The organism is Limibacillus halophilus, from assembly GCF_014191775.1.
Classification (GTDB): domain Bacteria; phylum Pseudomonadota; class Alphaproteobacteria; order Kiloniellales; family CECT-8803; genus Limibacillus; species Limibacillus halophilus.
The window spans coordinates 30,188-52,334 of sequence record NZ_JACHXA010000003.1 but is presented as its reverse complement, the minus strand read 5'-3'; the positions used below and the strand labels follow the sequence as shown (position 1 = coordinate 52,334).

Below are 22,147 nucleotides of genomic sequence, written 5' to 3'. Positions count from 1 at the left end.
TTGGAAGGCCCTGATGTTTGCTGTCATTAAGAGCGTCGCCAGCTTGATGCTGGGAGCCTATCTGATGCTGGTGGGGCACAGTCTTCTGGGCATTGTCGTGCCATTGCGCCTGGAGGAAGCGGCGTCCTCTACGCTAGTAACAGGCGTTGTGATGTCCGCTTACTTCGGTGGCTTGCTGGTCGGCGCTATTCTCGGGCAGAAGGTCATCATCGCGGTCGGCCATATCCGCGCATTCGCCGGATTGGCAGCGATCATGACCGCCAGCGTGTTGGCGCTGCCGCTCTTCTTCCACCCTGTAACATGGTTTCTGCTGCGTTTCTTGGCCGGTGTTTGCATCGCCGGACTGTTCTCGACCATGGAGAGCTGGCTCAACGAACGTGCCGACAACCGCACGCGCGGTCAGGTTCTGGCCTTCTACGTGATGGTGAGCTACATCGCCATGATTTGCGGGCAGTTCCTGATCAATTTTTGGGATATCAATGGGCTGGAAGTGTTCCTGGTCGGCGGTATTCTGATGGCCGTTTGTTTGGTTCCAACCGCCCTAAGCAAGGTATCGCCACCCAGCTTGGAAGCCATCCATCCGATGTCTCCGCTTGAGCTTTACCGTGCGTCGCCCTTGTCGGTCATAGCCTCGGCGACTTCTGGAGTCATGCAAGGTGCCTACTGGGGTATGGGAGCAGTTTTCGCCAAGCGGATTGGCTTCGACACCTTCGAGGTTTCGCTCTTCATGGGGTCGATGTTGATCGGTGGCTTGGTGCTGCAATACCCTATCGGCCGCTTTTCCGATCGGTACGACCGTCGCAGCATCCTGCTGGTCATCTTGTTGATAACGGCCGCAGCTTGCGCTCTTGGAATGCCGATTTCATTGCACAGCGCGACACTGCCTCAGTTCTCTTTGTTCATTGTCGCAGGCATCATGGGCGGCGCGGTGGCAGCGGTCTATCCGACCGCAATGGCCCAGGCCTTCGACTATCTTCCAAAAGAGAAATTTGTGGCGGCTTCCAGCGGACTCTTGCTGGCCTACTCTGTAGGCGCAACGGGCGGGCCGTTGATGGCCGCGCTGTTGATGGATTCTCTGGGGGTTGCCGCCTTCTTCGGGTTCGTCGCCGCGGTCGCCTTGTTACTCGCAGCCTTTGTTATGTATCGAATCAAAGTGCGCGAGGCCAAACCGGTGGCGGAGCAGGGTTCTATGGTCGCCATGCCGCTACGCCTCTCACCGGTTGTTAGCGAGCTTGTTCCCATGCCCAGTGATCGTTCAGGCAGCGGAGCCAAGGAACGGGATGTAACACCCTGATTTTAATCAGGTTGCCGGTGAGAGCTGGTTTTTAATTGCACGTTCAATCAAAGAAGATATCATCGCCTCGGCTGTGACGCGGCTGTCTGAAGCTTGCCGAACAGTGTGTTTTTGGGGTCAAATTTGGCAAGGATTGCGATGGGGGTCGCGTCGCGGCAACCGCGTATGAAATGCCGAGCGGAACAACCGCGTGTGACGAACCGGTGAATTCGGGTTCGTGCTCAGGTGATAAAAAGCGATAGAACAGGGAGATTAATGACCATGCAGCGACAGATCATTTTTGCATCACTGCTGGCGGCAGGCACGTTGCTCGCCGTTCCCAACAGTCATGCGGCTGAAGCCGACGCCTGCAAGACGGTGCGGTTTTCCGATGTCGGTTGGACGGACATCACTGCGACAACGGCCGCCACTTCCGTGATTCTGGAGGGTCTCGGTTATGAACCGACGGCTCAGGTTCTTTCGGTGCCGGTCACTTACGCGTCCATGAAAAACGGTGACATCGACGTCTTCTTGGGCAACTGGATGCCGACCATGGAGGCCGACATCGCGCCCTATCGCGACGATGGCTCCGTGGACACCGTCCGGGTCAACCTGGAAGGCGCGAAGTACACCCTGGCTGTGCCGACTTACGTCGCGGAAGGCGGGGTGAAGAGCTTTGCCGATATCGCTGCGCATAAGGATAAGTTCGACGGCAAGATCTATGGAATCGAACCTGGGAACGACGGCAATCGCTTGATCCAGGAAATGATCGACAAGGACGCTTTCGGGCTGAAAGGTTTTGAAGTCGTTGAGTCCTCCGAGCAGGGAATGCTGGCGCAGGTCAATCGCGCGTCTCGCCGGAACGAATGGATCGTCTTCCTCGGTTGGGAACCGCACCCGATGAATGCGAACATCGATATGACCTACTTGGCGGGTGGCGATGATTGGTTCGGCCCGGATTTCGGCGGCGCGACCGTTCATACCAATACCCGGGCAGGCTATGTCGATGAGTGCGGCAACGTCGGCCAACTGCTCAAGAACCTCCAGTTCACGCTGGCGATGGAAAACGAGATCATGGGTGCGATCCTGGACGACGGGAAAGATCCGAACGAGGCAGCCGCAGCATGGCTGAAGGCCAACCCCGGCGGACTCGATGCTTGGCTTCAGGGCGTCACCACTTTTGACGGCAAGGATGGCTTGGCGGCCGTCAAGGCGTCTCTCGGGCTCTGATGCCAATGCCGGCTGCTTCCCGTGCGCCGTGAGCATGGAAGTGATTGGCGGGCCAGCGCAAGAACCGGGCAGGCGAGGGTGGCGTCGTGATGCCGCCCTCGCCGCCGCAGTCGGAGGCTTTTCATGGAAGAGTGGATCACCAGCAATAAGATCCCGCTCGGGCGATGGATCGATAGCTTCATCGGACTGATCCAGGACAATGCGGCCTGGTTCTTCGATCTGGTCACAGAAGGTCTTAAATTCGTTATCGAAGGCTTCATCGAGATACTCGAATGGTGTCCGCCATTGGTGCTGTTGGCCCTCATTGTCGTTGGAGCCTTCTGGCTGCATCGATCGTGGAAGCTATCGACAATGATTGGTCTGTCGTTGTTGTTGATCATCAACCTGGGTTATTGGCAGGCCACACTCGAGACTTTGGCGCTGGTGCTCGTCGCAGCAAGTCTGTGTATGGCGGTGGGCGTACCGTTGGGAATTGCGGCCGCGCACCGGCCCTGGCTCTTTACAGCCATGCGCCCGGTTCTCGACCTCATGCAGACCATCCCGACTTTCGTTTATCTGATACCGACCCTGATACTCTTTGGTTTGGGCGTTGTACCGGGTTTGATCTCAACCATCATCTTTGCGCTACCGGCGCCGATCCGCCTCACCCATCTAGGGGTTTCCTCGGTGCCTAAGCAACTGATAGAGGCCGGTGAGGCCTTTGGCGCGACTAAACGGCAGCTTTTGTGGAAAGTGGAACTGCCGCATGCCCTGCCGACCATCATGGCCGGGCTGACCCAGTGCATCATGTTATCCCTTTCGATGGTGGTCATCGCCGCGTTGGTTGGCGCGGATGGTCTGGGTAAACCAGTGGTTCGCGCGCTCAATACGGTCAACATCGCTCAGGGATTCGAAGCCGGTCTGGCTATCGTCATTCTGGCTATTCTTCTGGATCGTATCTGCAAGCAGCGTGAGCCAGGCAGGGGGAAGAAGTAACCATGTCAGCAGTGGAATTCGACAAGGTCGACATCATCTTCGGCGAAAAACCTGAGAGTGCGCTGAAGCTGCTCGATGCGGGAAAAACCCGGGATGAAATTTTGCAGGAGACAAACCAGGTTCTGGGTGTTGCAGAAGCTAGCCTTGCTGTCGAGGAAGGTCAAATTTGTGTCCTGATGGGGTTGTCGGGTTCCGGAAAATCCACCCTGCTGCGGGCGGTCAATGGGCTTAACAAGGTGACGCGCGGCCGTGTGTTGGTTCGGGATGGCGATCAGCAGATCGATGTCGCGAGTTGCGATGCCGCAACCTTACGGCGTTTACGCATGAGCCGGATTGCGATGGTCTTTCAGCAGTTCGCATTGCTACCCTGGCGGACCGTCGCGGAGAACGTGGGCTTGGGGCTGGAGTTGCGTGGATTGCCGCGGGCCGAGCGTGAAGCGCTGGTGGAGGAAAAGCTCGAACTCGTTGGACTGGATCAATGGGGCGCCAAGTTCGCGCACGAGCTATCTGGTGGCATGCAGCAGCGCGTAGGCCTTGCGAGGGCCTTTGCTACCGATGCTGATATATTGTTGATGGACGAGCCCTTTTCAGCACTCGATCCGCTGATCCGGGACCATCTCCAAGAGGAACTGCTGGAGCTTCAGCGCAGCCTCAAGAAAACCATCATTTTCGTTAGTCATGATCTGGATGAAGCGCTCAAGCTCGGCAACTCCATTGCGATCATGGAAGGTGGGAGGATTATTCAGCACGGCGAACCCGAGGAGATTGTGCTGAATCCCGCAAATGCCTACGTCGCCGAGTTTGTCGCCCATATGAACCCCTTGAAAGTGATGCGGGGCGGTACGTTGATGAAGGCGCTCGATAGCCTGCCGCGCGATGCGGACGATGTGCTGTTGGGGGCGGATGGGCGCTTGCGCCTATCATTGGGGCCGGATGGAGCGCCGCTTTCAGCGCGGATCGACGGGCGCGAGATCGTCTTGTCGAAGGACGGTGCCGGGGCACAGCCGGGCAATCTATGCAGCGCGTCACCGGACGAGGACATGACCAGCATCATCAACTTGCGCCATTGTAGCGGTTTTCCGGTCGTGATGGTCGAGCAGGGGCGTTGTGTCGGCGTGTGCGACGACGAAGCGATTTACGGCGGCATTCTCAAGCAGGGAAGCGCCGAGGTTGCCTGATACCGGCTGCCCTCAATCCAAAGGTCGATGGATCGGAAAGTAGTAGCCGCCGTGGCTGCTTTGCAGCGCGACGGGGAAATCGGGCCGACAATCCAGAGCGCTATAATGGGCAATGAAGGATTTACGCGGTCGCTGCGGATCCACCGGAACGGCCCCGCGGTGTAGCAGGGAGCCATGCCAGATCAAAACATCCCCCTTTCTTGCGATGAACTTCTCGACCCGGGCTCGTCGTTTGCAGATTTCCGCCTTGCAGGCCGGAACCACAAAGCGGTCCGCCCAGCGCGGCCAGTCTGCATTTCGCAAGTGCTGCGGCAGCAAATCGCGCACCTTTTCATTATCCAGGGTCGGCCAGCGGTGCGAGCCGGGCACGAATTCAAACGGTCCGGAATCGGGGTGGATATCTTCCAGCGCGATCCAGATAGCCAAGCGCCAGCTTGCGCCTTTGCGGCTGAGGTAAGAATCCTGGTGCCAGTCGCGCCGTGTCGATAGCCACCCGGTCAGGTTCAACTGCACCGCCATGGTCTTCCCGATCAGACTCTCCAGCACCTGGGCGAGTGGACCATAGGTGGAGAGCGCCATTGCCTCGGGCACATGCATGTAGGGTACCGGGCAGGTCCAGCCGGCCAATTGGCCGCACCGCTGCTGCCAAGCGTGGCAATAGGCGCTAATCATATTCGAGGGCATGAACTTCGGTAGAATGACATAGCCAGCCTCTCGCCAATGTATTTGGGTGGGGGTTAATCCCTCTTCGTCGATTGTGGCCTGGTCGAGGACGGGGGCTTCCGTGTCGTTGCGTTGGATAGTGATCTGCTCGAAGTCGACCTGCGGTGGCACCCAATTGTCCGGCGTGGTCTCCGCCGGGCTGTTCTCCAAGGGTTGGCCATTGATCATGAAGCGCACGGATAGCGCGCGCCGCTTCTCCGTCTGTTTCTCCATCGGTATTGGCAGGCGAAAAATCTTGGCGCCGGGAGGCGCGTCTTGGTCCAGACGAGCGTCGGTTGGCCCGGAAGCCTGGACGCTGTGTAGGAAGCGACCCTCGAGGAAAAGCCCTATTTCGAGGGTGCTTTGCGATCCACCTCCATCAAGAGCCCAACCGGTAATCGCGTCGTACGCCAGATGCAACACCTTGCCCTTCGGTTTGAGCGCAATGTTGTGTGGCCTGCTTCTGCTGCTATTCATTGGACTGCCCCCCCGATTGCGGACGATTTTCGTCCACGCGGCGCGCTTGCACATGACAGCGCGGCCTTGTTGCATGGGAATCTAGGAGGTGGTCCGGGGTTTGGCAATCACAGGTTTCGAAACCGACGAGCGCAAGAGACGATCATAGCGGTTTCCCGAGGGTTAAAGCGGCGCTATCTTCACGACCATCGGAACCGCCGGAAACCGCCCGGCTCAAGATGAAGGCGCTCAAATGAAGATCAAAGGCATTCTCTTCGATAAGGATGGGACGCTTATCGATTTCCACGCGACTTGGAACCATGCCTATCAATGTGCGTTGGAGGACCTGGTCGGTGCCGATCTGACACTGGTAGCCGAATTGATGGCGATAACCGGCTACGATGTGGTGTCGGGGCGCTTTCGAGCGGGAAGCTTGGGCGCTGCCTCCACGACCCGAGAGATTGCGGAGGCTTGGTTGCCGCGAGTTTCCAAGGGTATGACCTTGGACGAACTGGTGGATTGGATGGATGATCGCTTCGTGCGGCACGCTAGCAATGGAGCGGTAGCACTCACCGACTTACCTGCGCTTTTGGCGTTTTTGCGTCGAAGCGGCTTGGTAATCGGCGTAGCGACAAGCGACTCGGAAGCAGGTGCGAAGGCCACGCTCGCCTATTTCGGCTGTTCAGATCTTGTCGATTTTGTTGCTGGTTATGACAGTGGTCATGGAATCAAGCCTGGACCCGGGATGGCGCTGGGCTTCAGCCGAGCTTGCGGGCTCGCGCCGTCGGAGATCGCCGTGGTCGGCGACAATCTGCATGACATGGAAATGGCGCAGGCAGCCGGCGCCGGACTTCGTATCGCAGTGCTCAGTGGTACAGGAGAAATCGAGGCGTTGAGGCAATCCGCCGACCACGTCTTGCCGGATGTTTCCCATCTTCCGGAACTGTTGAATTCTTTCTGTTAAAAGCGAGGTGTGTCGTCGCCGTTCGCACCACCGTCGGCATCCGGGCCGGATCCACGGCGTCGATCACGTCCGCGCCGTCTTTCCCGCTGACGCTCGCCCAGAGGCGCGCCGGAATCGAGTTGACCTGCGCCTGCGGAGATTTTGCCGAGCCGTTCGGTCACCAAATCCACACTTGGAACCGGTCCCGGCAGGTGCGCTTCCAGTGCCTGACGCATCGCCCTGACATGCTCGGGAGTGGTGCCGCAACAACCGCCGATAATTCGCGCACCGGCGTCGAAAACCAAACCGGCGTAGTCAGCCATCAACTCAGGCGTTCCGCTGTAAACGATCTCGCCGTCCTTGAACTGGGGAATCCCGCAGTTGCTCTTGGCGACAAGGACATCGGTCTCACCCTTGGCGGTGCGCATGTGCAGGATCGCCATGACCAACTCGGCAGCGCCGGTGCCACAGTTGGCGCCGTAGCCCACCGGATGAGGTTCCATGCTTTGCATCAGGGCCGCGATTTGCCCAGGCGTGATCCCCATCATGGTGCGGCCATTGGTATCGAAGGACAGCGTACAAACGATGGGTAGACCGGTCGTGCCGGCGCCAGTTATGGCCGCTGTCAATTCCTCGATGGAGGAGATGGTTTCGATCCAAAGGACGTCTGCTCCACCTGCCGCCAAAGCCTGCGCCTGCTCGGCGAAGGCCTTTGTGCCGGCGTCGATAGACAAGGGGCCTATCGGTTCGAATATTTCACCGGTCGGGCCCATTGAGCCGGCAACAATCACGGGTCGGTCGACCGAATCCGCTGCCTTGCGGGCAAGCCTTGCAGCGGCAACATTCAATTCTTCAACGCGATCTTGGGCATTGTGCAGCTTCAAGCGATAGCGGTTTCCGCCGAAGGTATTGGTCAGGATGATATCCGACCCGGCATCGACGAAACTGCGGTTTAGATCATGGACCTTCTCGCTTTGCGCTGGATCGATGTTCCACATTTCCGGCGCATCGCCGCTTTGCAGTCCCGCAGCGAATAGATTTGTGCCGGTCGCGCCGTCGGCCAGAAGCCAAGGGCGAGTGTCAAGGAGTTGCTTTAAAAGGTTTGTCATCAGCGCCTGGGTGTTAGGAAATATTCGGGGTCGGTTTGCTCAAGCTATCGCCCTGAGCGCATTTGTGTAAAGTGACCTCCTGGTATCGTCTTTGGAAAGGCTACCCCCGCATGCGCTCGGCTTTCGGGTCGAAAAGCGGCTGACTGTAAAGGCGAGCGGGGCAACGCGCGCCCAGGATCTCAATCTCGACCGTTTGGCCTTCGCTGATCAGTTCATTAGGCAAAAATCCAAAGGCGACGGATTTTCCAACGAAATGCGCAAAGCCTCCGGAGGTGACGAATCCCACCACCGTATCGTCCTTCCAGATGGGCTCGTATCCCCAAACGTCGGCATCAGATGCCTCTACAACGAAGCTGCAAAGCCTACGGGCCGTGCCGCTCGCTTTCTCCGCCAAGGCAGCTGCCTTGCCTATGAAATCGGCTTCCTTGTTGTAAGAAATGAAGCGGTCAAGGCCGGTTTCCAACGGTGTGTAGTCCGGCTTGAATTCGTTCATCCAGGACCCGAAGGACTTCTCCAGGCGCAGGCTCATCATCGCCCGCATTCCGAAAGGCCGTAATCCAAGTCCTTCGCCGGCGGCAATCAATGCCTCGTAGAGCGCCTGTTGCTGGGCGGCGGGAACATAGATCTCGTACCCCAAATCCCCGGTGTAGGTAACACGTTGCACCAATGCATCGCAGATACCGACCTCGATCTCCGCCAGGGACATGAAGGGAAGGGCGCTGTTTGACACGTCGGCTCTTGTTGCGCGTGACAGCAACTCTCGGGAGTTGGGCCCGGCTATCTGAAAGCCAATGCGGTTCAACGAAACATTCTCAATGCGCACCGATCCGTCAGCGGGCAGGTGCTGCTCGAACCAACGCATGTGGTAGGCCTGGGCGGCATAGGATGCGGTGAGTTGGAACCGACCTTCGCCAAGCTTGGAAATGGTGAAGTCGCCAATCAGCTTTCCCCTTGGACTGAGCATTGGCGAAAGAGAGATGCGCCCGGTTTTGGGAAGGCGCCCGGCCATGATCCGGTCCAGCCAAGCCTGCGCGCCAGGGCCGGAGACGAGGTACTTGCCGAAGTTATGAATCTCGTTGATCCCAACCGCCGTGCGAACCGCACGGCACTCCTCGCCGACAGTGTCGAAGGCATTGGACCGTCTAAAGCTGGGCACTTCGAAAGGCTCTTGCCCTTCGGGTGCGAAGTAGTTGACGTGCTCCAGTCCAAAACCCTGGCCGAACACGGCGTTCTGGTCGCGCCAGATCGGATAGGCGGGTGTGGTGTTGAGCGGTCGCCCAACCGGCAGCTCCTCGTTTGGGTAGGAGACCGCGAAGCGCCGCTGGTAGTTCTCGCGCACCTTCTCCCGGGTATAGGCGCGGGTGCAGTAAGATCCGAAGCGTGCGACATCCATGGCAAAGACATCGCGCGACGGCTCACCTTCGACCAGCCACTCAGCCAGCGTCAGGCCGACGCCACCGCCCTGGCTGAAACCTGCCATTACGCCGCAGGCGGACCAGAAGTTTCGCAAGCCCGGTACCGGGCCAACAAGCGGGTTCCCGTCGGGTGCAAAGGTAAAGGGGCCGTTGATGACCCGCTTGATGCCGGCCGTCGCCAGACAGGGATAACGCATGAACGCATACTCCAGTGGCTCGGCGATCCGGTCCAGCTTGTCGGGCAGTAGCTCATGACCGAAATCCCATGGCGTGCCATCTACTGCCCAGGGATCACAGGCCTGTTCGTAGATACCGATGACAAGGCCGCGGCCCTCCTGGCGCAGATAACTCTCGCCGGTTGGATCCATGGCGTGGGGCAGTTCGTGCGCGCGCTCATAAACCTCAGGAATATCTTCGGTAACGAGATACTGATGCTCCATGGGGTGCAGTGGCAGGAAGACGCCAGCCATGGCGCCGACCTCACGGGCCCACAAGCCAGCCGCGTTTACCACATGCTCGGCGCGGATCGTCCCTTGCTCGGTCACGACCTCCCAAGAACCGTCCGTCTGAGGAATCAGCTCCAACACTTTGTTCCGCAGATATATTTCAGCACCCTGAAGGCGTGCGGCTCGAGCATAAGCGTGGGTTGTGCCGGAGGGGTCCAAGTGGCCATCCAAGGGATCGTAGAGCGCACCGATTACTCCGTCGGTATTGATGATCGGTGAAAGCTTCCTAATTTCGTCCGGCCCGACAATTTCTGTATCCAGGCCCATATAGCGGTGCTTCGCCCGCTCGGAAACGAGATAGTCCAGGCGTTCCGGAGTGGTGGCAAGCGTCAGGCCGCCCACATGGTGCAGGCCGCAAGACTGGCCGGATATTTCCTCCAATTCTTTGTAGAGGCGGATCGTGTAGCCCTGAAGGGCTGCCATGTTGGTGTCCGCATTGAGGGTGTGAAAGCCACCAGCCGCGTGCCACGTTGAACCCGACGTCAGTTCGGACCGCTCAATCAGCACCACATCTCTGCACCCAAGCTTGGTCAGGTGATAGAGCACAGAGCACCCAACAACGCCACCGCCAATGACCGCTACTTCAACATGCGTTTTCATATAGTTACATACCTTCTTTAAACTGACACATAACTTTAATTCACGGGCCTATCGATCTGCTTCTAACTATAGGTCTGGACACCGAAAAGCCGGTAACGGCTTCCGGGCAGCAAGCTGCTGGTACGCCCTACCACCAAATCACCGCACCAGGTTCTTCTCTTGACCAACAAGCAAGGTTCTCTTGGGCCTATCCGGAGATGCTTCTGTTGGCGCCGGTCGGGCAGCACGGCATCGACGGAACGTTCTGCCTTGGTCATGGGGCCGAGGGCGTCGAGGTACTCGAAAGTCGTGATCCGGGTGAAGTCCTGCACGAAGTAGTCCGGGGCGAAGGCCGGATTCACATGGCGGTCCTCCAGTTCGACGGGGACATCGTCCTCCATCTGCAGAACAAGAGAATGAAAGACGGTGCTGCCTTCCGCCAAGTCGAGCGCTCGCGCAGTTTGGCGGTCAGCCATTACTGTCTCCATAATAAGGACTTCGCAGGAGTATTTATGACCGCGCTCGATGATCTCCTCGCGCAGATTTCGGATTTCCAAAAGCGCGGATTGCGGCTTCGGTTCCGCCACGTAGGTCCCCGCGCCCTTAATACGATGTAGCAGACCTTCGTCGGTCAATTCGCGGAGTGCCCGGTTGACCGTCATGCGGCTGACGGAAAACTGCTCGGTCAGGTCATTCTCGGAGGGGATACGCGTGCCGACAGCCCAGCTGGCGTCGAGGATGCGTTCGGCAATGTACTCCTTTACGCGCCGGTAAAGCGGCGGGTCCGTATCATTGCTTTGACGCTTGCCTTTCTTAGCCACTGCGGCGACCTTTTCCCATTACGGCTATCTTTTCAATGAGTCATTAAAATCTGTATAGACAAGTTTATCGTGACTGACCAGCAGGAAGGTATTGTTTATGACGCAGGCGCTTTTTGATTTTCATGCGGGCGATCGGCCGCTTCTGATATCAGTGCCCCACGCCGGTACGGAGGTACCCAACGAGATCAGCGAGCGCTTCACGGAAGCTGGAAGGCTGATTGCTGATACCGACTGGCATGTGCCGCGTCTCTATGAAGCCGCCCGGGACAAGGGTGCGTCGCTTTTGGTCGCCCGTAAATCCCGCTATGTCGTCGATTTGAACCGGCGTTCGGATGGTAGGGCGCTTTACGGCGGGGCGGACAACACTGAGATCTGCCCCCTTACCACGTTTGACCGTGAAGCGATCTACCGGCCTGGAGAAGAGCCCGATGCGCGTGAAGTGGCGGCGCGTATCGCGCTGTATTGGAAACCTTACCATGACAAGCTTGCCGAGGAGCTAGAGCGGCTACGGAAACGACATCACAAGGTACTGCTATGGGATGCCCATTCGATCCGAAGCGAAGTGCCACGCTTCTTTGAGGGGCGCCTGCCTGATCTCAATTTTGGGACCGCGGGCGGGGCCTCGGCAGATAGCGAATTGCTGGAGGCGATGACGGCAGAGGCGGAAGACCAATGCCGGGAAAGCGGTCACAGTTGGGTTGCCAATGGTCGCTTCAAGGGAGGCGCGATCACACGGGGCTATGGCAACCCTGCCGGTGAGATTCATGCGATCCAACTGGAGCTTTCCCAGGCAACCTACATGGATGAGGCCGCCCCCTTCAGTTTCCTGGACGAAAAGGCGGCAGGAATTAAACCGGTCATCGCCAGCCTGCTGGATCGTGCGCTTGAGTGGATAGAAAAGTAACCGGTTACAGCGTGCGGCCATCCTTCATGCTGAAGGCAAGCGGATTGAAGCCGATGCGATAGCAGAGTGCGGCCGGGCGTTCGATTTCCCAGATCGCCAGATCGGCGCGTTTACCGACCTCTAGGCTGCCGATTTGGTCTTGCAGACCCAGTGCCTTGGCGCCGTTGATCGTGACGCCTCTTAGGGCTTCTTCCGGTGTCATGCGAAACAGCGTGCAGGCCATGTTCATCGTCAGCAGCAGGGATGTGAGAGGCGACGAGCCCGGATTGCAGTCGCTCGCCAAGGCGATCGCCGTGCCTGTGTCGCGCAGGTCGGCCAACGGGGGCTGCTGTGTTTCCCGCAGTGTATAGAACGCGCCAGGCAGCAGGACAGCCACGGTTCCTGCGGCGGCCATAGCCTCAACACCTTCGCGGCTGGTAAACTCCAAGTGGTCTGCGGAAAGCGCTTGGTAGCGAGCGGCAAGCGCTGCGCCGCCCAAATCGGATAACTGATCGGCATGCAGTTTGACCGGCAAACCGAGCGCGCGAGCGGCGGCGAAAACCTTCTCGGTCTGTTCGGGCGAGAACGCGATTGTTTCGCAGAATGCATCGACCGCATCGGCAAGGCCGCTTTCCTTGACATGCGGCAGCATGGCGATGATGGCGGCGATGTAATCGTCGCTCGATCCCTCCCAATCGGGGGGCAGGGAATGGGCACCCAAGAATGTCGTGCGGACTCCGATTTCACCAAACTCACCCAGCCAACGGGCGACCCGCAGCTGTTTGAGTTCTTGATCCAACGCCAATCCATAACCGCTTTTGATTTCAATCGTCGTGGCGCCCTCGGCCACCAAGGCGGCCATCCTGGGTCGTGACTGCTTGAAAAGTTCTTCTTCGCTGGCGTCACGAGTTGCTGTGACGGTTGCTCGGATGCCGCCACCTGCGCGAGATATCTCTGCGTAGCTTGCGCCTTCCAGACGCTGTTCGAACTCACCGGCCCGATCGCCGCCATAGACCAGATGAGTATGGCAATCGACTAGACCGGGAGTGATCCAACGGCCATCAAGGTCCGTGACTTCCCGCGCCAGACTGTCTGGCGCACCGGGCAGATCGCCGCGCTCGCCGCACCAGGCGATTTTACCTTCCGCTATCGCCAGGCACCCCTGGTCGATCGCCCCGTAGGGAGCGGCGCCGACCATTGTCGCGAGTCGGGCGTTGATGAGCAGTTGATCCCACATAGTCGATCCGTTTGTTGTTGTTCTGGCAGCTATTCTTGTCAGCGCCCGTCCTGCTCCCTAGAGTGGCCGCAACAATCGGAACGTGCAAGCAGAGGGACAGGAAGGCATGCCTGCTAAGTTATTCGCCCCGAGCGCGCTCTTGCCCAAAGGTTGGGTCGAGGATGTGGTTCTTGAAGTGGATGATACGGGCACACTGACAGCGGTCACGCCGGGTGGAAGCACTAAGGACTGCGAGGTCATGGGCGGCCCCGTCGTGCCGGGTATGCCCAACCTTCACTCGCATGCCTTTCAGCGCGCCATGGCCGGGTTGGCGGAAAGCCGCGGGGATCCGAAGGACTCCTTTTGGAGTTGGCGTCAGGTCATGTACGGATTCGTGACTCACATGACGCCGCGCCAGGTGGAGGCCATCGCCGGACAGCTATACGTCGAGATGCTCAAGGCGGGTTATACGGCGGTTGGCGAGTTTCACTATTTGCACCACGATCCGAAGGGCAAGAAATACGCAACCCCGGCGGAGAATGCTCACCGGGTCATGGCGGCTGCAGACCGTGCCGGAATTGGTATGACGCTTTTGCCAGTGTTTTACGCGCACAGCGATTTCGGTGGTAAGCCGGCGACCGCTGGACAGCGTCGCTTTCTCCATGATGCCGAGAGTTTTGGTGCGTTGCTGCAAGCCTTGGCACCGGCCTTTTCCGGGCGCAATGACCGGCGTTTAGGCGTCGCGCCGCATTCACTGCGGGCCGTGACGCCGGAGGGGTTGAACGCCGTACGCACCGCTCTGGACAGCCTCGACGCCACTGCGCCGATCCATATCCACGTGGCCGAACAGACCGCCGAGGTCGAGGCTTGCCTGGCTTGGTCCGGCAAGCGTCCCGTGGCTTGGCTGTTGGAAAATCAACCTCTCGATCCCCGCTGGTGTTTGGTCCATGCAACCCATATGACCGCCGAGGAAACAACCGGATTGGCGGATAGTGGTGCTGTTGCCGGGCTCTGCCCCACAACCGAGGCAAACCTGGGGGACGGTCTGTTCCCGGCAATCACTTACCTGGAGGAGGGTGGACGGTTTGGGCTCGGCTCGGATAGCCACATCTCCGTAAGTCCTTGGGAAGAGCTGCGCTGGTTGGAGTATGGCCAGCGGCTCGGTCATATGCGCCGGAATTTGCTGGTCGCGGCCAATCGCCCGAATGTTGGGGCAGGACTGTTCCTGGGCGCCCTAGACGGTGGTGCGCAAGCATTGGGGCGGCCGATCGGCCGACTTGCAGTAGGCGCACGTGCCGATTTCCTGGTGATAGACCCGGAAACGCCAACGTTATGGGGAAAGGCCGGAATGGCACTGCTCGACGCTATGGTCTTCGCGGGCAATGAGAATCCCGTCCGTGACGTAATGGTCGGCGGCCGCTGGGTCGTGCGCGAGCGGCGGCACGAAAAGGAAGAAGCGATCTTCGCTGACTACAAGGCGGCCATGGGCGCCCTCATGGCGCAGATGTGACCGCCGGTGTCTCCAGCGGACTGGACAACCTGCCGGCAGACGCGTTAGCCATGGCTGTATGACACAACTACAGCCTCTGCCCAATGTTGAGCGGTTCTATGACGACCTTGCAGCGCACTACCATCTGCTGTTCGCGGATTGGTCGGCTGCCGTGCGCAACCAGGGCCGACTGTTCTCGAAGCTGATAGAAAAAGAACTGGGCGAGGGGCCGAAGCGGGTTCTCGATGCGGCCTGTGGCATTGGCACGCAGGCGCTGGGCTTGGCGCTTGAGGGGCATCAAGTGCGCGGGACCGACCTTTCGCCGGGTTCCATCATGCGGGCCCGTCGCGAAGCCGATGCTTGGGGAATAGACGCAAAGTTCGGCGTCGCCGATTTACGCAGTCTTTCTGGCTATCTGCCCGGACCGTTCGATGTGGTGCTGGCGGCCGATAATGCGTTACCGCACCTTGAAACCCGCGAAGACCTGGAAACGGCCTTACACGAGGTTGCGTCAGTGCTTGCGCCGGGCGGTATTTTTATTGCGACCCTGCGTGATTATGATCGACTTGTCGTCGAGAGACCGCGCGCCACCAAACCGCGCGTTTATGAAGAGGACGAGGGCGGTCGGCGTATCCTTTTTCAGGTCTGGGACTGGGACAAGAAAGGCGATGGCTATGCGCTGACTCAGTATCTGATCATCGAGCGTGGCTTGTTGCAGGAAACACTGTCGTTCACGTCTCATTATCATGCTTTGCGCCGCGAAGAGTTGGAGCGCGCGCTGACTGTGGCTGGTTTTCAGGCTGTTTCTTGGCTTGAAAAATCCGAGAGTCAATTCTATCAACCTGCGATAATTGCGCGGCGCAAAGCTTGAGGCTTCCGCTTCGAAAGGTAAAAGCGTAAAAAATGCTGTCGGCAGGTTGAGGAGCCCATGTCATGTCTTGGGAACTTTATTTATCTTTTGTGGTAGCGACGACTTTACTCATTCTACTTCCGGGTCCTGTTGTTTCGCTGGTTGTCGCTAATTCGTTGCGGCATGGGCCAGCTTACGGGTTATGTAGCATTGCCGGGACACAGGCAGGCAACGCAATGCAGTTGCTGCTGGTGGGCTTCGGATTGGCGACCTTGATTGCCTTCATGGCCGAGTGGTTCGACTGGGTCCGCTGGATCGGCGCGGCTTATCTCATTTGGATGGGGGTCCAACGTTGGCGGGAAGCATCTAACCTGTCGGCGGCGTCGGCGGAACGGCGTAAGCCTTTCACTCACGTGTTTGCAGAGGGCTGTATCATCTCCCTCACCAATCCGAAATCGCTCGCCTTCCTGGCGGTTTTTCTGCCGCAGTTTGTCGATCCCACAGCAGCGGCAGGGCCCCAGGTTTTGTTGCTCTGCGTTACCTATTGGTTTGTGGCGTTGCTTGGCGATAGCGGGTACGTCATGGCTGCCGGCCGCATTCGGCACTGGTTGGCTCGTCCCACGCGGATGAACTGGGTCAACCGAATTTCCGGCTCGATGTTGATTGCTGGCGGCGCTTGGCTGGCGTTGCAGCGGAGATAGGTTCAGCTTGACTGTATTGGGGTGAGGCCGCGCGGAAACGACGCGTTTACGGGCGGCCTCACGCTATTGTTGTTCACTTCGATCGTTCTACCAAACTAACGGCCGAAGTGATCGAGCCATGGGTTCCCGGCCCAGGCAGTCGCTGCGACCGCCGCCAGGGCGGCAACGATCAGTAAAGAGCCAATTATCGTTCTCATTTTTTGCTTCCCCTTTACTGCCGACACAAGAAACGACGTTCCTGCCGCTCTTGCCGGTACAGTTAGGTTTGATCGGGTCGTGCGGCCGATCAACAGACCTGCAGGCGAAATGATTCGGATAGAACAATCCTGAGGCGAGACGTTCTCCCATCGTTCGTCGTTTTTTGTCGTCCTGACGCGAAAACAGGAAAAACTCATTGCGACACAAAGTTGTCTATACAGATTTTCCAGCAAGGATTACAGTCGAGTGAGTTTGGGGCATAGGGCAATTCACCGGGCTGGAGAGTATCTATGGAGCAAGACAGGGATAGCCGCCGAAACCGCCGCCGCCGCGGTGGTGCCGACGGAGATGCAGGGACTCTGGAACGCAGTCGTGCGCGTGGCGGCTTTCAGCAACTCCCCTGGCGCAATCTTGCCAACCCCTACAGTCCTATCGAGGTCGTCAGTGCGGACGGTCTGGAAGCAATACATCAGACGTCTCTTGAGATACTTGAGGAAATCGGCATGGATTTCCTGCACCCGGAGGCTCTGGAAATTCTCAAGGCGGCCGGTGCCGAAGTGACGCCAGGGAGTGAGCGCGTGCGCTTTGACCGTGGCCTGATCGAGACGGCGGTTGGAAAGGCACCTTCGGATTTTAAGTTGCATGCACGTAACCCCAAGCATGACCTGACCTTCGGCGGCAACAATATTGCCTTTTGCGAAGTTGCCAGCGCTCCCAATGTCTCGGATATTTCGGGCGGTCGCCGGGTCGGTAACTTCAAGGATTACTGTGATCTGCTGCGCTTGGGCCAGCAGTTGAACATTATTCATCTCTTTGGCGGGTATCCGGTGGAGCCGGTGGACCTGCCGCCTGCGACGCGTCACCTTGATGCGGTGGCGGCCTTCGTGACGCTAACGGACAAGGCCTTCCACGGCTATTCGCTGGGTCGCCAAAGAATCGTCGATGCCATCGAGATCGCCCGGATCGGCCGGGGAATCAGCCATGACCGGCTGTTGCGCGAGCCCTCCATATTCACCGTGGTCAACACGTCATCTCCCTTGCGTCTGGACGGGCCGATGATCGAAGGCCTGATAGAGATGGCGAAGCTGAATCAGCCGGCCGCAATCACGCCATTCACCTTGTCCGGTGCCATGGCGCCAGCCACGATCGCCGGCGCCTTGGCTCAACAGAATGCGGAAGCCTTGGCGGCTATCGCCTTCGTTCAACTGGTCAATCCAGGCGCACCGGTACTTTATGGCGGGTTTACGTCGAACGTGGATATGAAGTCAGGCGCGCCCGCTTTCGGGACGCCTGAATATTCGCGCGCTGCTTTGGCGGGTGGGCAATTGGCGCGTCGTTACGGATTGCCGTACCGGTCGTCGAACGTGAACGCGGCCAACGTCGTCGATGCTCAAGCGGCTTACGAATCGCAGATGTCCATCTGGGCTGCGGTTATGGGACACGGCAATATGATGATGCACGGTGCCGGCTGGATGGAGGGCGGTCTGACGGCCTCTTTCGAGAAGGTGATTTTGGATGCTGAAATGCTGCAAGGCATGGCGGAGTTCCTGCAGCCCATCGAAGTGAACGCCGACAGCCTGGCCATGGAAGCCGTGCGGGAGGTGGGTCCCGGCGGGCATTATTTCGGCGCGCAGCACACCTTGGCCCGCTACGAGAATGCCTTCTATAGTCCGATCCTCTCCGACTGGCGGAACTTCCAAAGCTGGGAGGAGGCAGGGGCTCTTACCGCTACAGAACGTGCACACCAGATTTACAAGCAATTGCTCACAGAGTACGAGCCGCCGGCATTGGATGCGGCCATCGCCGACGAGCTCGAAGCCTTCATCGCCAAGCGTAAGGAAGAAGGCGGGGCTAAGGCCGACTAAAGAGCGGGATCAGGCCTCGCCTGGATTTTGCAGCATACTGCCACTGATGTCATCGGGTTTACCAGCCAACCGCCAACGCTCCGCGGGATGAAGTGGCGGCTCCTTGGGCCAGAGGAGGTAACGCAGCACAATCTCCCAGTAACCCCGAAACAACTCACCGGATTCACGACCACTTGCCGCGTTAAGATCGGGACGGAGCGCACGCCACACGGCGGGGAGCCGATACCAAGCAAGGCCCGGTTGCAAATGATGTAGTGCGTGCAGATTGTTGTTAAGGAACAGCAGCGCAAAAGGCCATTCGGCTTGCTGTATAGCCGTTCTCGCACTTACCGACGGAACGGCTCTGTGCTCGGCGAAGGAGCGAAGCAAAGTCAAAGCCAATCCGGGATAGACGAAAAACAGCAGATACTTCCACAAGGGAAGACCACTGACTTCCAGCACCCACACAAGCACGAGGCATATCGCTAGTCCATGCTTTGCCCACCCGAAAAGAGCTTTCAAATCTCCGGAAATGATGGCTTTGAATATCGCCCTGCTTTGCAGCAGCAGTATCCAAAGCGGTCCGAGGATCAATCGTCCGAGGAGACAGTTGTGCAGTGTAAGGAACGCGCGGCCTAAAGGCCCGGCGCGACGCCATTCCCGAGCGGTTACATAGAATGACTCTGGGTCCAGCGCCGGATCGGTCAGGTTCTCATCCCGGTGGTGGGCTAAATGGCTTTCGCGGTAGCTGTCGAATGGAATGACCAGCCATAAGCTTGGAAAAACGATGATCTCGTTCAGCCAGTTCCATGGCGTCGGGTGTCCGTGAATGACCTCGTGCTGCAACGACCCATGCCAAGCGACGAGGTATCCTCCCAGGATCAACAAAAGCCAGTTGGGCAATGCGGCGTGATGGTAGGTGACCAGCGCAAACCCGCAGTAAATCGCAACAGCCACGACCAAGGTAGGAATTTCTATGGGCCTGATGCGGCGCGCTTGCGCTGCAAGAGCTTCGTGTGCCTGGCTTGCCGGGTTCGACCGGTTCGATGGTGTAGCCGCTTGTGAAACCGGAGCCGTCCCCATTACCCCTCGCGTCAATGAAAGTAGAAGTGATTTTGCACAACGATTGTTGCAGAAACACAACATTGATGACATAAATGCATCAAAATCCTATTCGGGTCAATTGATAAGTGGGGCCGATCCTGTGATGGAACGAAGCGAGACGGTTGAGAAGTTCCGTGAAAGATTGAGCCAGGTGATCGAGGAGCGCGGCGTAACACGTTCGGCATTTGCGACGGAAATCGGGCTCGATCGTTCGACATTGTCCCAGCTTCTATCTCCAGGAAACGAGCGCTTGCCGCGCTCCGAGACCATTGTCGCGATCGCCCGTGTAGCACAGGTTTCAGTCGATTGGTTGCTTGGTGTCATCGAGCAGGGGCGGGCGGGCACCCAACTGGTGGCGAATGCCCTGGAGATCGAACCAGGCGCCGGTCTGCCAATGGACGAGAGGCTGGAGCGTTGGCACAAGGAAGCCGTGGGCGCCAAGGTTCGCTACGTTCCCTCAACGCTACCCGACCTGCTGAAATCGCCGGCGATCATTCGCTATGAGTATGAAGCGTACGGCGCCTTGGTGCCACAAGCGCGGATCGAGCAGGCCGAAGCGCGGTTGGCCTACACACGGCGCCCGGAAACAGATATCGAGGTCTGTACGTCCAGCCAGTCGTTGCGCGACTTTGCCGAAGGGCGTGGCATCTGGGACCGTCTCGACCGAGAGGCCCGTGTAAAACAGCTTGAATCCATGGCAGAGCTGACGGAGGAGCTTTACCCAACGTTCCGTTGGTTCCTCTTCGATGGTTTGTGGCGTTATTCAGCGCCTTACACGATTTTTGGAGCCAAGCGCGCGGCTGTCTATCTCGGCAACATGTATTTCGTCTTCAATGGCGGCGAACAAATTCGCGCTTTGACACGGCACTTCGACGATCTGATCCGCGGCGCGCGAATGCAGCCGCCCGACGTGCCTAACTTCATCCTCGGATTGCTGCGCGATCTGCCACCAAAGCCGGCAAATGCGACTTCTGGCAAGACGGCTGCCAAGCGGGCTAAGGGAATGGCAAAGAAATGAACGCGGTCGCCGGTCTAACTATGTATGACCTTCCCGAGATCGCCGCCGCGACGGACCATTGGTGGCAGGGGCTCTCGCGGCATCTGAGAAGCGCTGGCTTCAGCAATCCGCCCGAACGGCTTTCGCGTGACCTGGAACCCCATGTGCTGTGGCGTCTTCCGGACTTGCTGCTGGCGCAGTGCTGCGGGTACGACCTGCAGTTGGGTGCATTGCCGCGGCCAACCTTCGTTGCCACGCCTTGTTACGATTTTCCTTACTGCGATGGGCCGCGATACTGCAGCGTGATTGTCGTGCCTGAGGATGCGCGTAGCAGGACGTTGGCCGACCTCAGGGGGACCCGAGCGGCCTACAATATGGAAGGCTCCCATTCCGGTTACAACGCGCTACGCGCTGTGGTGGCGCCGCTTGCCGCCGAAGGAAGGTTTTTCACCAAGGCCATAGAGACGGGGAGCCACAGGAACAGCTTGGCTAGCCTGCAGAGGGGTGAGGCGGATGTTGCCGCCATCGACTGTATCACTTTTGGCCTATTGGCCCGCCATGCTCCCCAGTCGGTTGCGGGGATCAGAGTGCTGACAACCAGTCCCTTGGTTCCAGGTTTGCCCTATATCACCTGCCCGGCGGCGGACCAGGGCAGGATCACAGCCTTGCGGGAGGCTTTGCTGGGTGCCGTCGATGATCCTAGCCTTGCTGAGCCGCGGGCAGCCCTTGGCCTCTGTGGGTTTGATGTAGAATGCCAGACAGAGTATATGGCGATAGACGCCATGGTGAAGAGCGCAGAATCCTTGGGCTATTCCAGGCTTTCCTGAGGGTCACCCCCAGTTCTCTAGCCGATCGTGTAATCTTACGTCATACTTTCTGATCTCCGCTTTGTGGGAGAGAGGAAGAGTGGCTTCATGACCGAAAGCCTTGGACGGCAGCTTGAACAGTTGGTTGCACGCTTGCGCGCTCAGCAGGAGGAACTGCGAAATCTTGACGTTTCCAGTCAAGAATCACGCGAGCCGGTGGAACTGGATCAAAGTCGCGTTGGCCGCTTGTCCCGGATGGACGCTTTGCAGCAGCAAGCGATGGCGCAAGCGACCGCGAATCGCCGCTCAATAGAGCTTCGCAAGATCGACGCGGCTCTCGACCGTATAGCCGATGGGGATTATGGTTATTGTCTGCGCTGCGGTGAGGGAATTGCACCGGAACGCTTGGATCTTGATCCGGCGACGCCGCTCTGCATCGATTGCGCCAGTATCCGCCGGGACGACAATCAGCACTAAATTCAGCGTCGATTTATGTCTCAAACAACAATTTACGGCAAATTAACCAGATCGAACAAACAACCACTGATATTTTAATCGTTGTCAAATTACGCGCCAATGACGAATTTTGGCTTGCCTTTTGATTCAGCAGCATTTTCGCAGTTTTCAATCAAAGAGCTGGGGGTCTGGACCCTGATTTCCTAGCCGTTGCCTCGTGCGTCGATGGTCCCAACTTCATCAATTGCAGGCGTAAACAAGGCTATTTGCCGGGGCTTCTTAGCTCAATAGCTTAGTGCTTTGGAATTAGGTCATTCACGGGCCTTCGCGACCATTATCGCAATCCAGTTGTTGTACAAAATACGACAAACACCTCATATCGTTTTGCCGTTAATAGGGAGAAAATAGCTCTAGCA

At 58.3% G+C, this 22,147-nt stretch carries 19 protein-coding genes; 13 read left to right on the top strand and 6 right to left on the bottom strand.

Translation table 11 applies throughout. The features are described 5' to 3' along the window. Positions 1–13 precede the first annotated feature (13 nt). The 4 genes from FHR98_RS05975 to choV all read left to right on the top strand — a co-directional run bounded on the left by FHR98_RS05975 (position 14) and on the right by choV (position 4,656). Positions 14–1,294: an MFS transporter gene (locus FHR98_RS05975; RefSeq protein ID WP_183415750.1), complete on the top strand. Its 1,281-nt coding sequence runs from the start codon at positions 14–16 to the stop codon at positions 1,292–1,294. Between the two features lie 261 nt (positions 1,295–1,555). Next, positions 1,556–2,503, top strand: coding sequence for a choline ABC transporter substrate-binding protein (locus FHR98_RS05970; protein WP_183415749.1), 948 nt, complete (start codon positions 1,556–1,558; stop codon positions 2,501–2,503). A gap of 123 nt (positions 2,504–2,626) precedes the next feature. After that, complete coding sequence (choW, locus tag FHR98_RS05965) at positions 2,627–3,478, top strand: choline ABC transporter permease subunit (protein ID WP_183415748.1); 852 nt, start codon at positions 2,627–2,629, stop codon at positions 3,476–3,478. Positions 3,479–3,480: 2 nt separating this feature from the next. Next, positions 3,481–4,656 carry a choline ABC transporter ATP-binding protein gene (choV, locus tag FHR98_RS05960; RefSeq protein ID WP_183415747.1) on the top strand — a complete coding sequence of 392 codons (1,176 nt, stop codon included), beginning with the start codon at positions 3,481–3,483 and terminating at the stop codon, positions 4,654–4,656. 12 nt (positions 4,657–4,668) lie between these two features. Here the strand turns inward: choV and FHR98_RS05955 are convergent, their stop codons facing one another. Continuing rightward, positions 4,669–5,835, bottom strand: a complete 1,167-nt coding sequence (locus tag FHR98_RS05955) for a phytanoyl-CoA dioxygenase family protein (protein ID WP_183415746.1) — start codon at positions 5,833–5,835, stop codon at positions 4,669–4,671. Positions 5,836–6,067: 232 nt separating this feature from the next. Between FHR98_RS05955 and FHR98_RS05950 the strand changes: the two genes are divergently transcribed. Further along, positions 6,068–6,778: an HAD family hydrolase gene (locus FHR98_RS05950; RefSeq protein WP_183415745.1), complete on the top strand. Its 711-nt coding sequence runs from the start codon at positions 6,068–6,070 to the stop codon at positions 6,776–6,778. Here the strand turns inward: FHR98_RS05950 and bmt are convergent. The 3 genes from bmt to hutC all read right to left on the bottom strand — a co-directional run bounded on the left by bmt (position 6,775) and on the right by hutC (position 11,187). After that, positions 6,775–7,866, bottom strand: coding sequence for a betaine--homocysteine S-methyltransferase (gene bmt / locus FHR98_RS05945; RefSeq protein WP_183415744.1), 1,092 nt, complete (start codon positions 7,864–7,866; stop codon positions 6,775–6,777). The two genes, FHR98_RS05950 and bmt, sit on opposite strands and share 4 nt — an antisense overlap. 100 nt (positions 7,867–7,966) lie before the next feature. Then, positions 7,967–10,387: a GcvT family protein gene (locus FHR98_RS05940; RefSeq protein ID WP_183415743.1), complete on the bottom strand. Its 2,421-nt coding sequence runs from the start codon at positions 10,385–10,387 to the stop codon at positions 7,967–7,969. A gap of 62 nt (positions 10,388–10,449) precedes the next feature. Then, complete coding sequence (hutC, locus tag FHR98_RS05935) at positions 10,450–11,187, bottom strand: histidine utilization transcriptional repressor HutC (RefSeq protein ID WP_183415742.1); 738 nt, start codon at positions 11,185–11,187, stop codon at positions 10,450–10,452. Positions 11,188–11,284: 97 nt separating this feature from the next. Here hutC and hutG point away from each other — a divergent pair, with 97 nt between their 5' ends. Then, the gene (gene hutG / locus FHR98_RS05930; protein ID WP_183415741.1) at positions 11,285–12,091 is read left to right on the top strand and encodes an N-formylglutamate deformylase; all 807 of its coding nucleotides are present in this window, start codon (positions 11,285–11,287) and stop codon (positions 12,089–12,091) included. Positions 12,092–12,095: 4 nt separating this feature from the next. Here hutG and hutI read toward each other — a convergent pair whose 3' ends face one another. Beyond that, complete coding sequence (gene hutI, locus FHR98_RS05925; protein ID WP_183415740.1) at positions 12,096–13,307, bottom strand: imidazolonepropionase; 1,212 nt, start codon at positions 13,305–13,307, stop codon at positions 12,096–12,098. A 106-nt stretch (positions 13,308–13,413) separates the two neighbouring features. Here hutI and FHR98_RS05920 point away from each other — a divergent pair, with 106 nt between their 5' ends. From FHR98_RS05920 to FHR98_RS05905, 4 genes are all read left to right on the top strand, one after another. Then, positions 13,414–14,796, top strand: a complete 1,383-nt coding sequence (locus FHR98_RS05920) for a formimidoylglutamate deiminase (RefSeq protein WP_183415739.1) — start codon at positions 13,414–13,416, stop codon at positions 14,794–14,796. A gap of 58 nt (positions 14,797–14,854) precedes the next feature. Beyond that, the gene (locus tag FHR98_RS05915) at positions 14,855–15,646 is read left to right on the top strand and encodes a class I SAM-dependent DNA methyltransferase (protein ID WP_183415738.1); all 792 of its coding nucleotides are present in this window, start codon (positions 14,855–14,857) and stop codon (positions 15,644–15,646) included. A 62-nt stretch (positions 15,647–15,708) separates the two neighbouring features. Further along, positions 15,709–16,326, top strand: a complete 618-nt coding sequence (locus FHR98_RS05910) for a LysE family translocator (RefSeq protein WP_183415737.1) — start codon at positions 15,709–15,711, stop codon at positions 16,324–16,326. 488 nt (positions 16,327–16,814) lie between these two features. Next, positions 16,815–18,389, top strand: coding sequence for a trimethylamine methyltransferase family protein (locus FHR98_RS05905; RefSeq protein WP_183415736.1), 1,575 nt, complete (start codon positions 16,815–16,817; stop codon positions 18,387–18,389). Positions 18,390–18,398: 9 nt separating this feature from the next. Here FHR98_RS05905 and FHR98_RS05900 read toward each other — a convergent pair whose 3' ends face one another. Continuing rightward, complete coding sequence (locus FHR98_RS05900; RefSeq protein WP_183415735.1) at positions 18,399–19,451, bottom strand: fatty acid desaturase; 1,053 nt, start codon at positions 19,449–19,451, stop codon at positions 18,399–18,401. 124 nt (positions 19,452–19,575) lie between these two features. Between FHR98_RS05900 and FHR98_RS05895 the strand changes: the two genes are divergently transcribed. The 3 genes from FHR98_RS05895 to FHR98_RS05885 all read left to right on the top strand — a co-directional run bounded on the left by FHR98_RS05895 (position 19,576) and on the right by FHR98_RS05885 (position 21,752). After that, a complete protein-coding gene (locus FHR98_RS05895; protein ID WP_183415734.1) occupies positions 19,576–20,490 on the top strand; it encodes a helix-turn-helix domain-containing protein in 915 nt (304 codons plus the stop codon). Next, positions 20,487–21,296, top strand: coding sequence for a phosphate/phosphite/phosphonate ABC transporter substrate-binding protein (locus tag FHR98_RS05890; RefSeq protein ID WP_183415733.1), 810 nt, complete (start codon positions 20,487–20,489; stop codon positions 21,294–21,296). The genes FHR98_RS05895 and FHR98_RS05890 overlap by 4 nt, the downstream gene beginning before the upstream one ends. 87 nt (positions 21,297–21,383) lie before the next feature. Further along, complete coding sequence (locus tag FHR98_RS05885; protein ID WP_183415732.1) at positions 21,384–21,752, top strand: TraR/DksA family transcriptional regulator; 369 nt, start codon at positions 21,384–21,386, stop codon at positions 21,750–21,752. Positions 21,753–22,147 lie beyond the last annotated feature (395 nt).

Excerpts from the sequence above, each read along its gene's own strand:
- FHR98_RS05885 (WP_183415732.1), top strand. The coding sequence starts at position 21,384 with ATGACCGAAAGCCTTGGACGGCAGCTTGAACAGTTGGTTGCACGCTTG.
- hutI (WP_183415740.1), bottom strand. The coding sequence starts at position 13,307 with ATGTGGGATCAACTGCTCATCAACGCCCGACTCGCGACAATGGTCGGC.
- FHR98_RS05895 (WP_183415734.1), top strand. The coding sequence starts at position 19,576 with ATGGAACGAAGCGAGACGGTTGAGAAGTTCCGTGAAAGATTGAGCCAG.
- FHR98_RS05975 (WP_183415750.1), top strand. The coding sequence starts at position 14 with ATGTTTGCTGTCATTAAGAGCGTCGCCAGCTTGATGCTGGGAGCCTAT.
- FHR98_RS05950 (WP_183415745.1), top strand. The coding sequence starts at position 6,068 with ATGAAGATCAAAGGCATTCTCTTCGATAAGGATGGGACGCTTATCGAT.
- FHR98_RS05955 (WP_183415746.1), bottom strand. The coding sequence starts at position 5,835 with ATGAATAGCAGCAGAAGCAGGCCACACAACATTGCGCTCAAACCGAAG.
- FHR98_RS05940 (WP_183415743.1), bottom strand. The coding sequence starts at position 10,387 with ATGAAAACGCATGTTGAAGTAGCGGTCATTGGCGGTGGCGTTGTTGGG.
- FHR98_RS05900 (WP_183415735.1), bottom strand. The coding sequence starts at position 19,451 with ATGGGGACGGCTCCGGTTTCACAAGCGGCTACACCATCGAACCGGTCG.
- FHR98_RS05910 (WP_183415737.1), top strand. The coding sequence starts at position 15,709 with ATGTCTTGGGAACTTTATTTATCTTTTGTGGTAGCGACGACTTTACTC.
- FHR98_RS05920 (WP_183415739.1), top strand. The coding sequence starts at position 13,414 with ATGCCTGCTAAGTTATTCGCCCCGAGCGCGCTCTTGCCCAAAGGTTGG.
- bmt (WP_183415744.1), bottom strand. The coding sequence starts at position 7,866 with ATGACAAACCTTTTAAAGCAACTCCTTGACACTCGCCCTTGGCTTCTG.
- FHR98_RS05890 (WP_183415733.1), top strand. The coding sequence starts at position 20,487 with ATGAACGCGGTCGCCGGTCTAACTATGTATGACCTTCCCGAGATCGCC.
- FHR98_RS05905 (WP_183415736.1), top strand. The coding sequence starts at position 16,815 with ATGGAGCAAGACAGGGATAGCCGCCGAAACCGCCGCCGCCGCGGTGGT.
- FHR98_RS05970 (WP_183415749.1), top strand. The coding sequence starts at position 1,556 with ATGCAGCGACAGATCATTTTTGCATCACTGCTGGCGGCAGGCACGTTG.
- hutG (WP_183415741.1), top strand. The coding sequence starts at position 11,285 with ATGACGCAGGCGCTTTTTGATTTTCATGCGGGCGATCGGCCGCTTCTG.
- FHR98_RS05915 (WP_183415738.1), top strand. The coding sequence starts at position 14,855 with ATGACACAACTACAGCCTCTGCCCAATGTTGAGCGGTTCTATGACGAC.
- choW (WP_183415748.1), top strand. The coding sequence starts at position 2,627 with ATGGAAGAGTGGATCACCAGCAATAAGATCCCGCTCGGGCGATGGATC.
- choV (WP_183415747.1), top strand. The coding sequence starts at position 3,481 with ATGTCAGCAGTGGAATTCGACAAGGTCGACATCATCTTCGGCGAAAAA.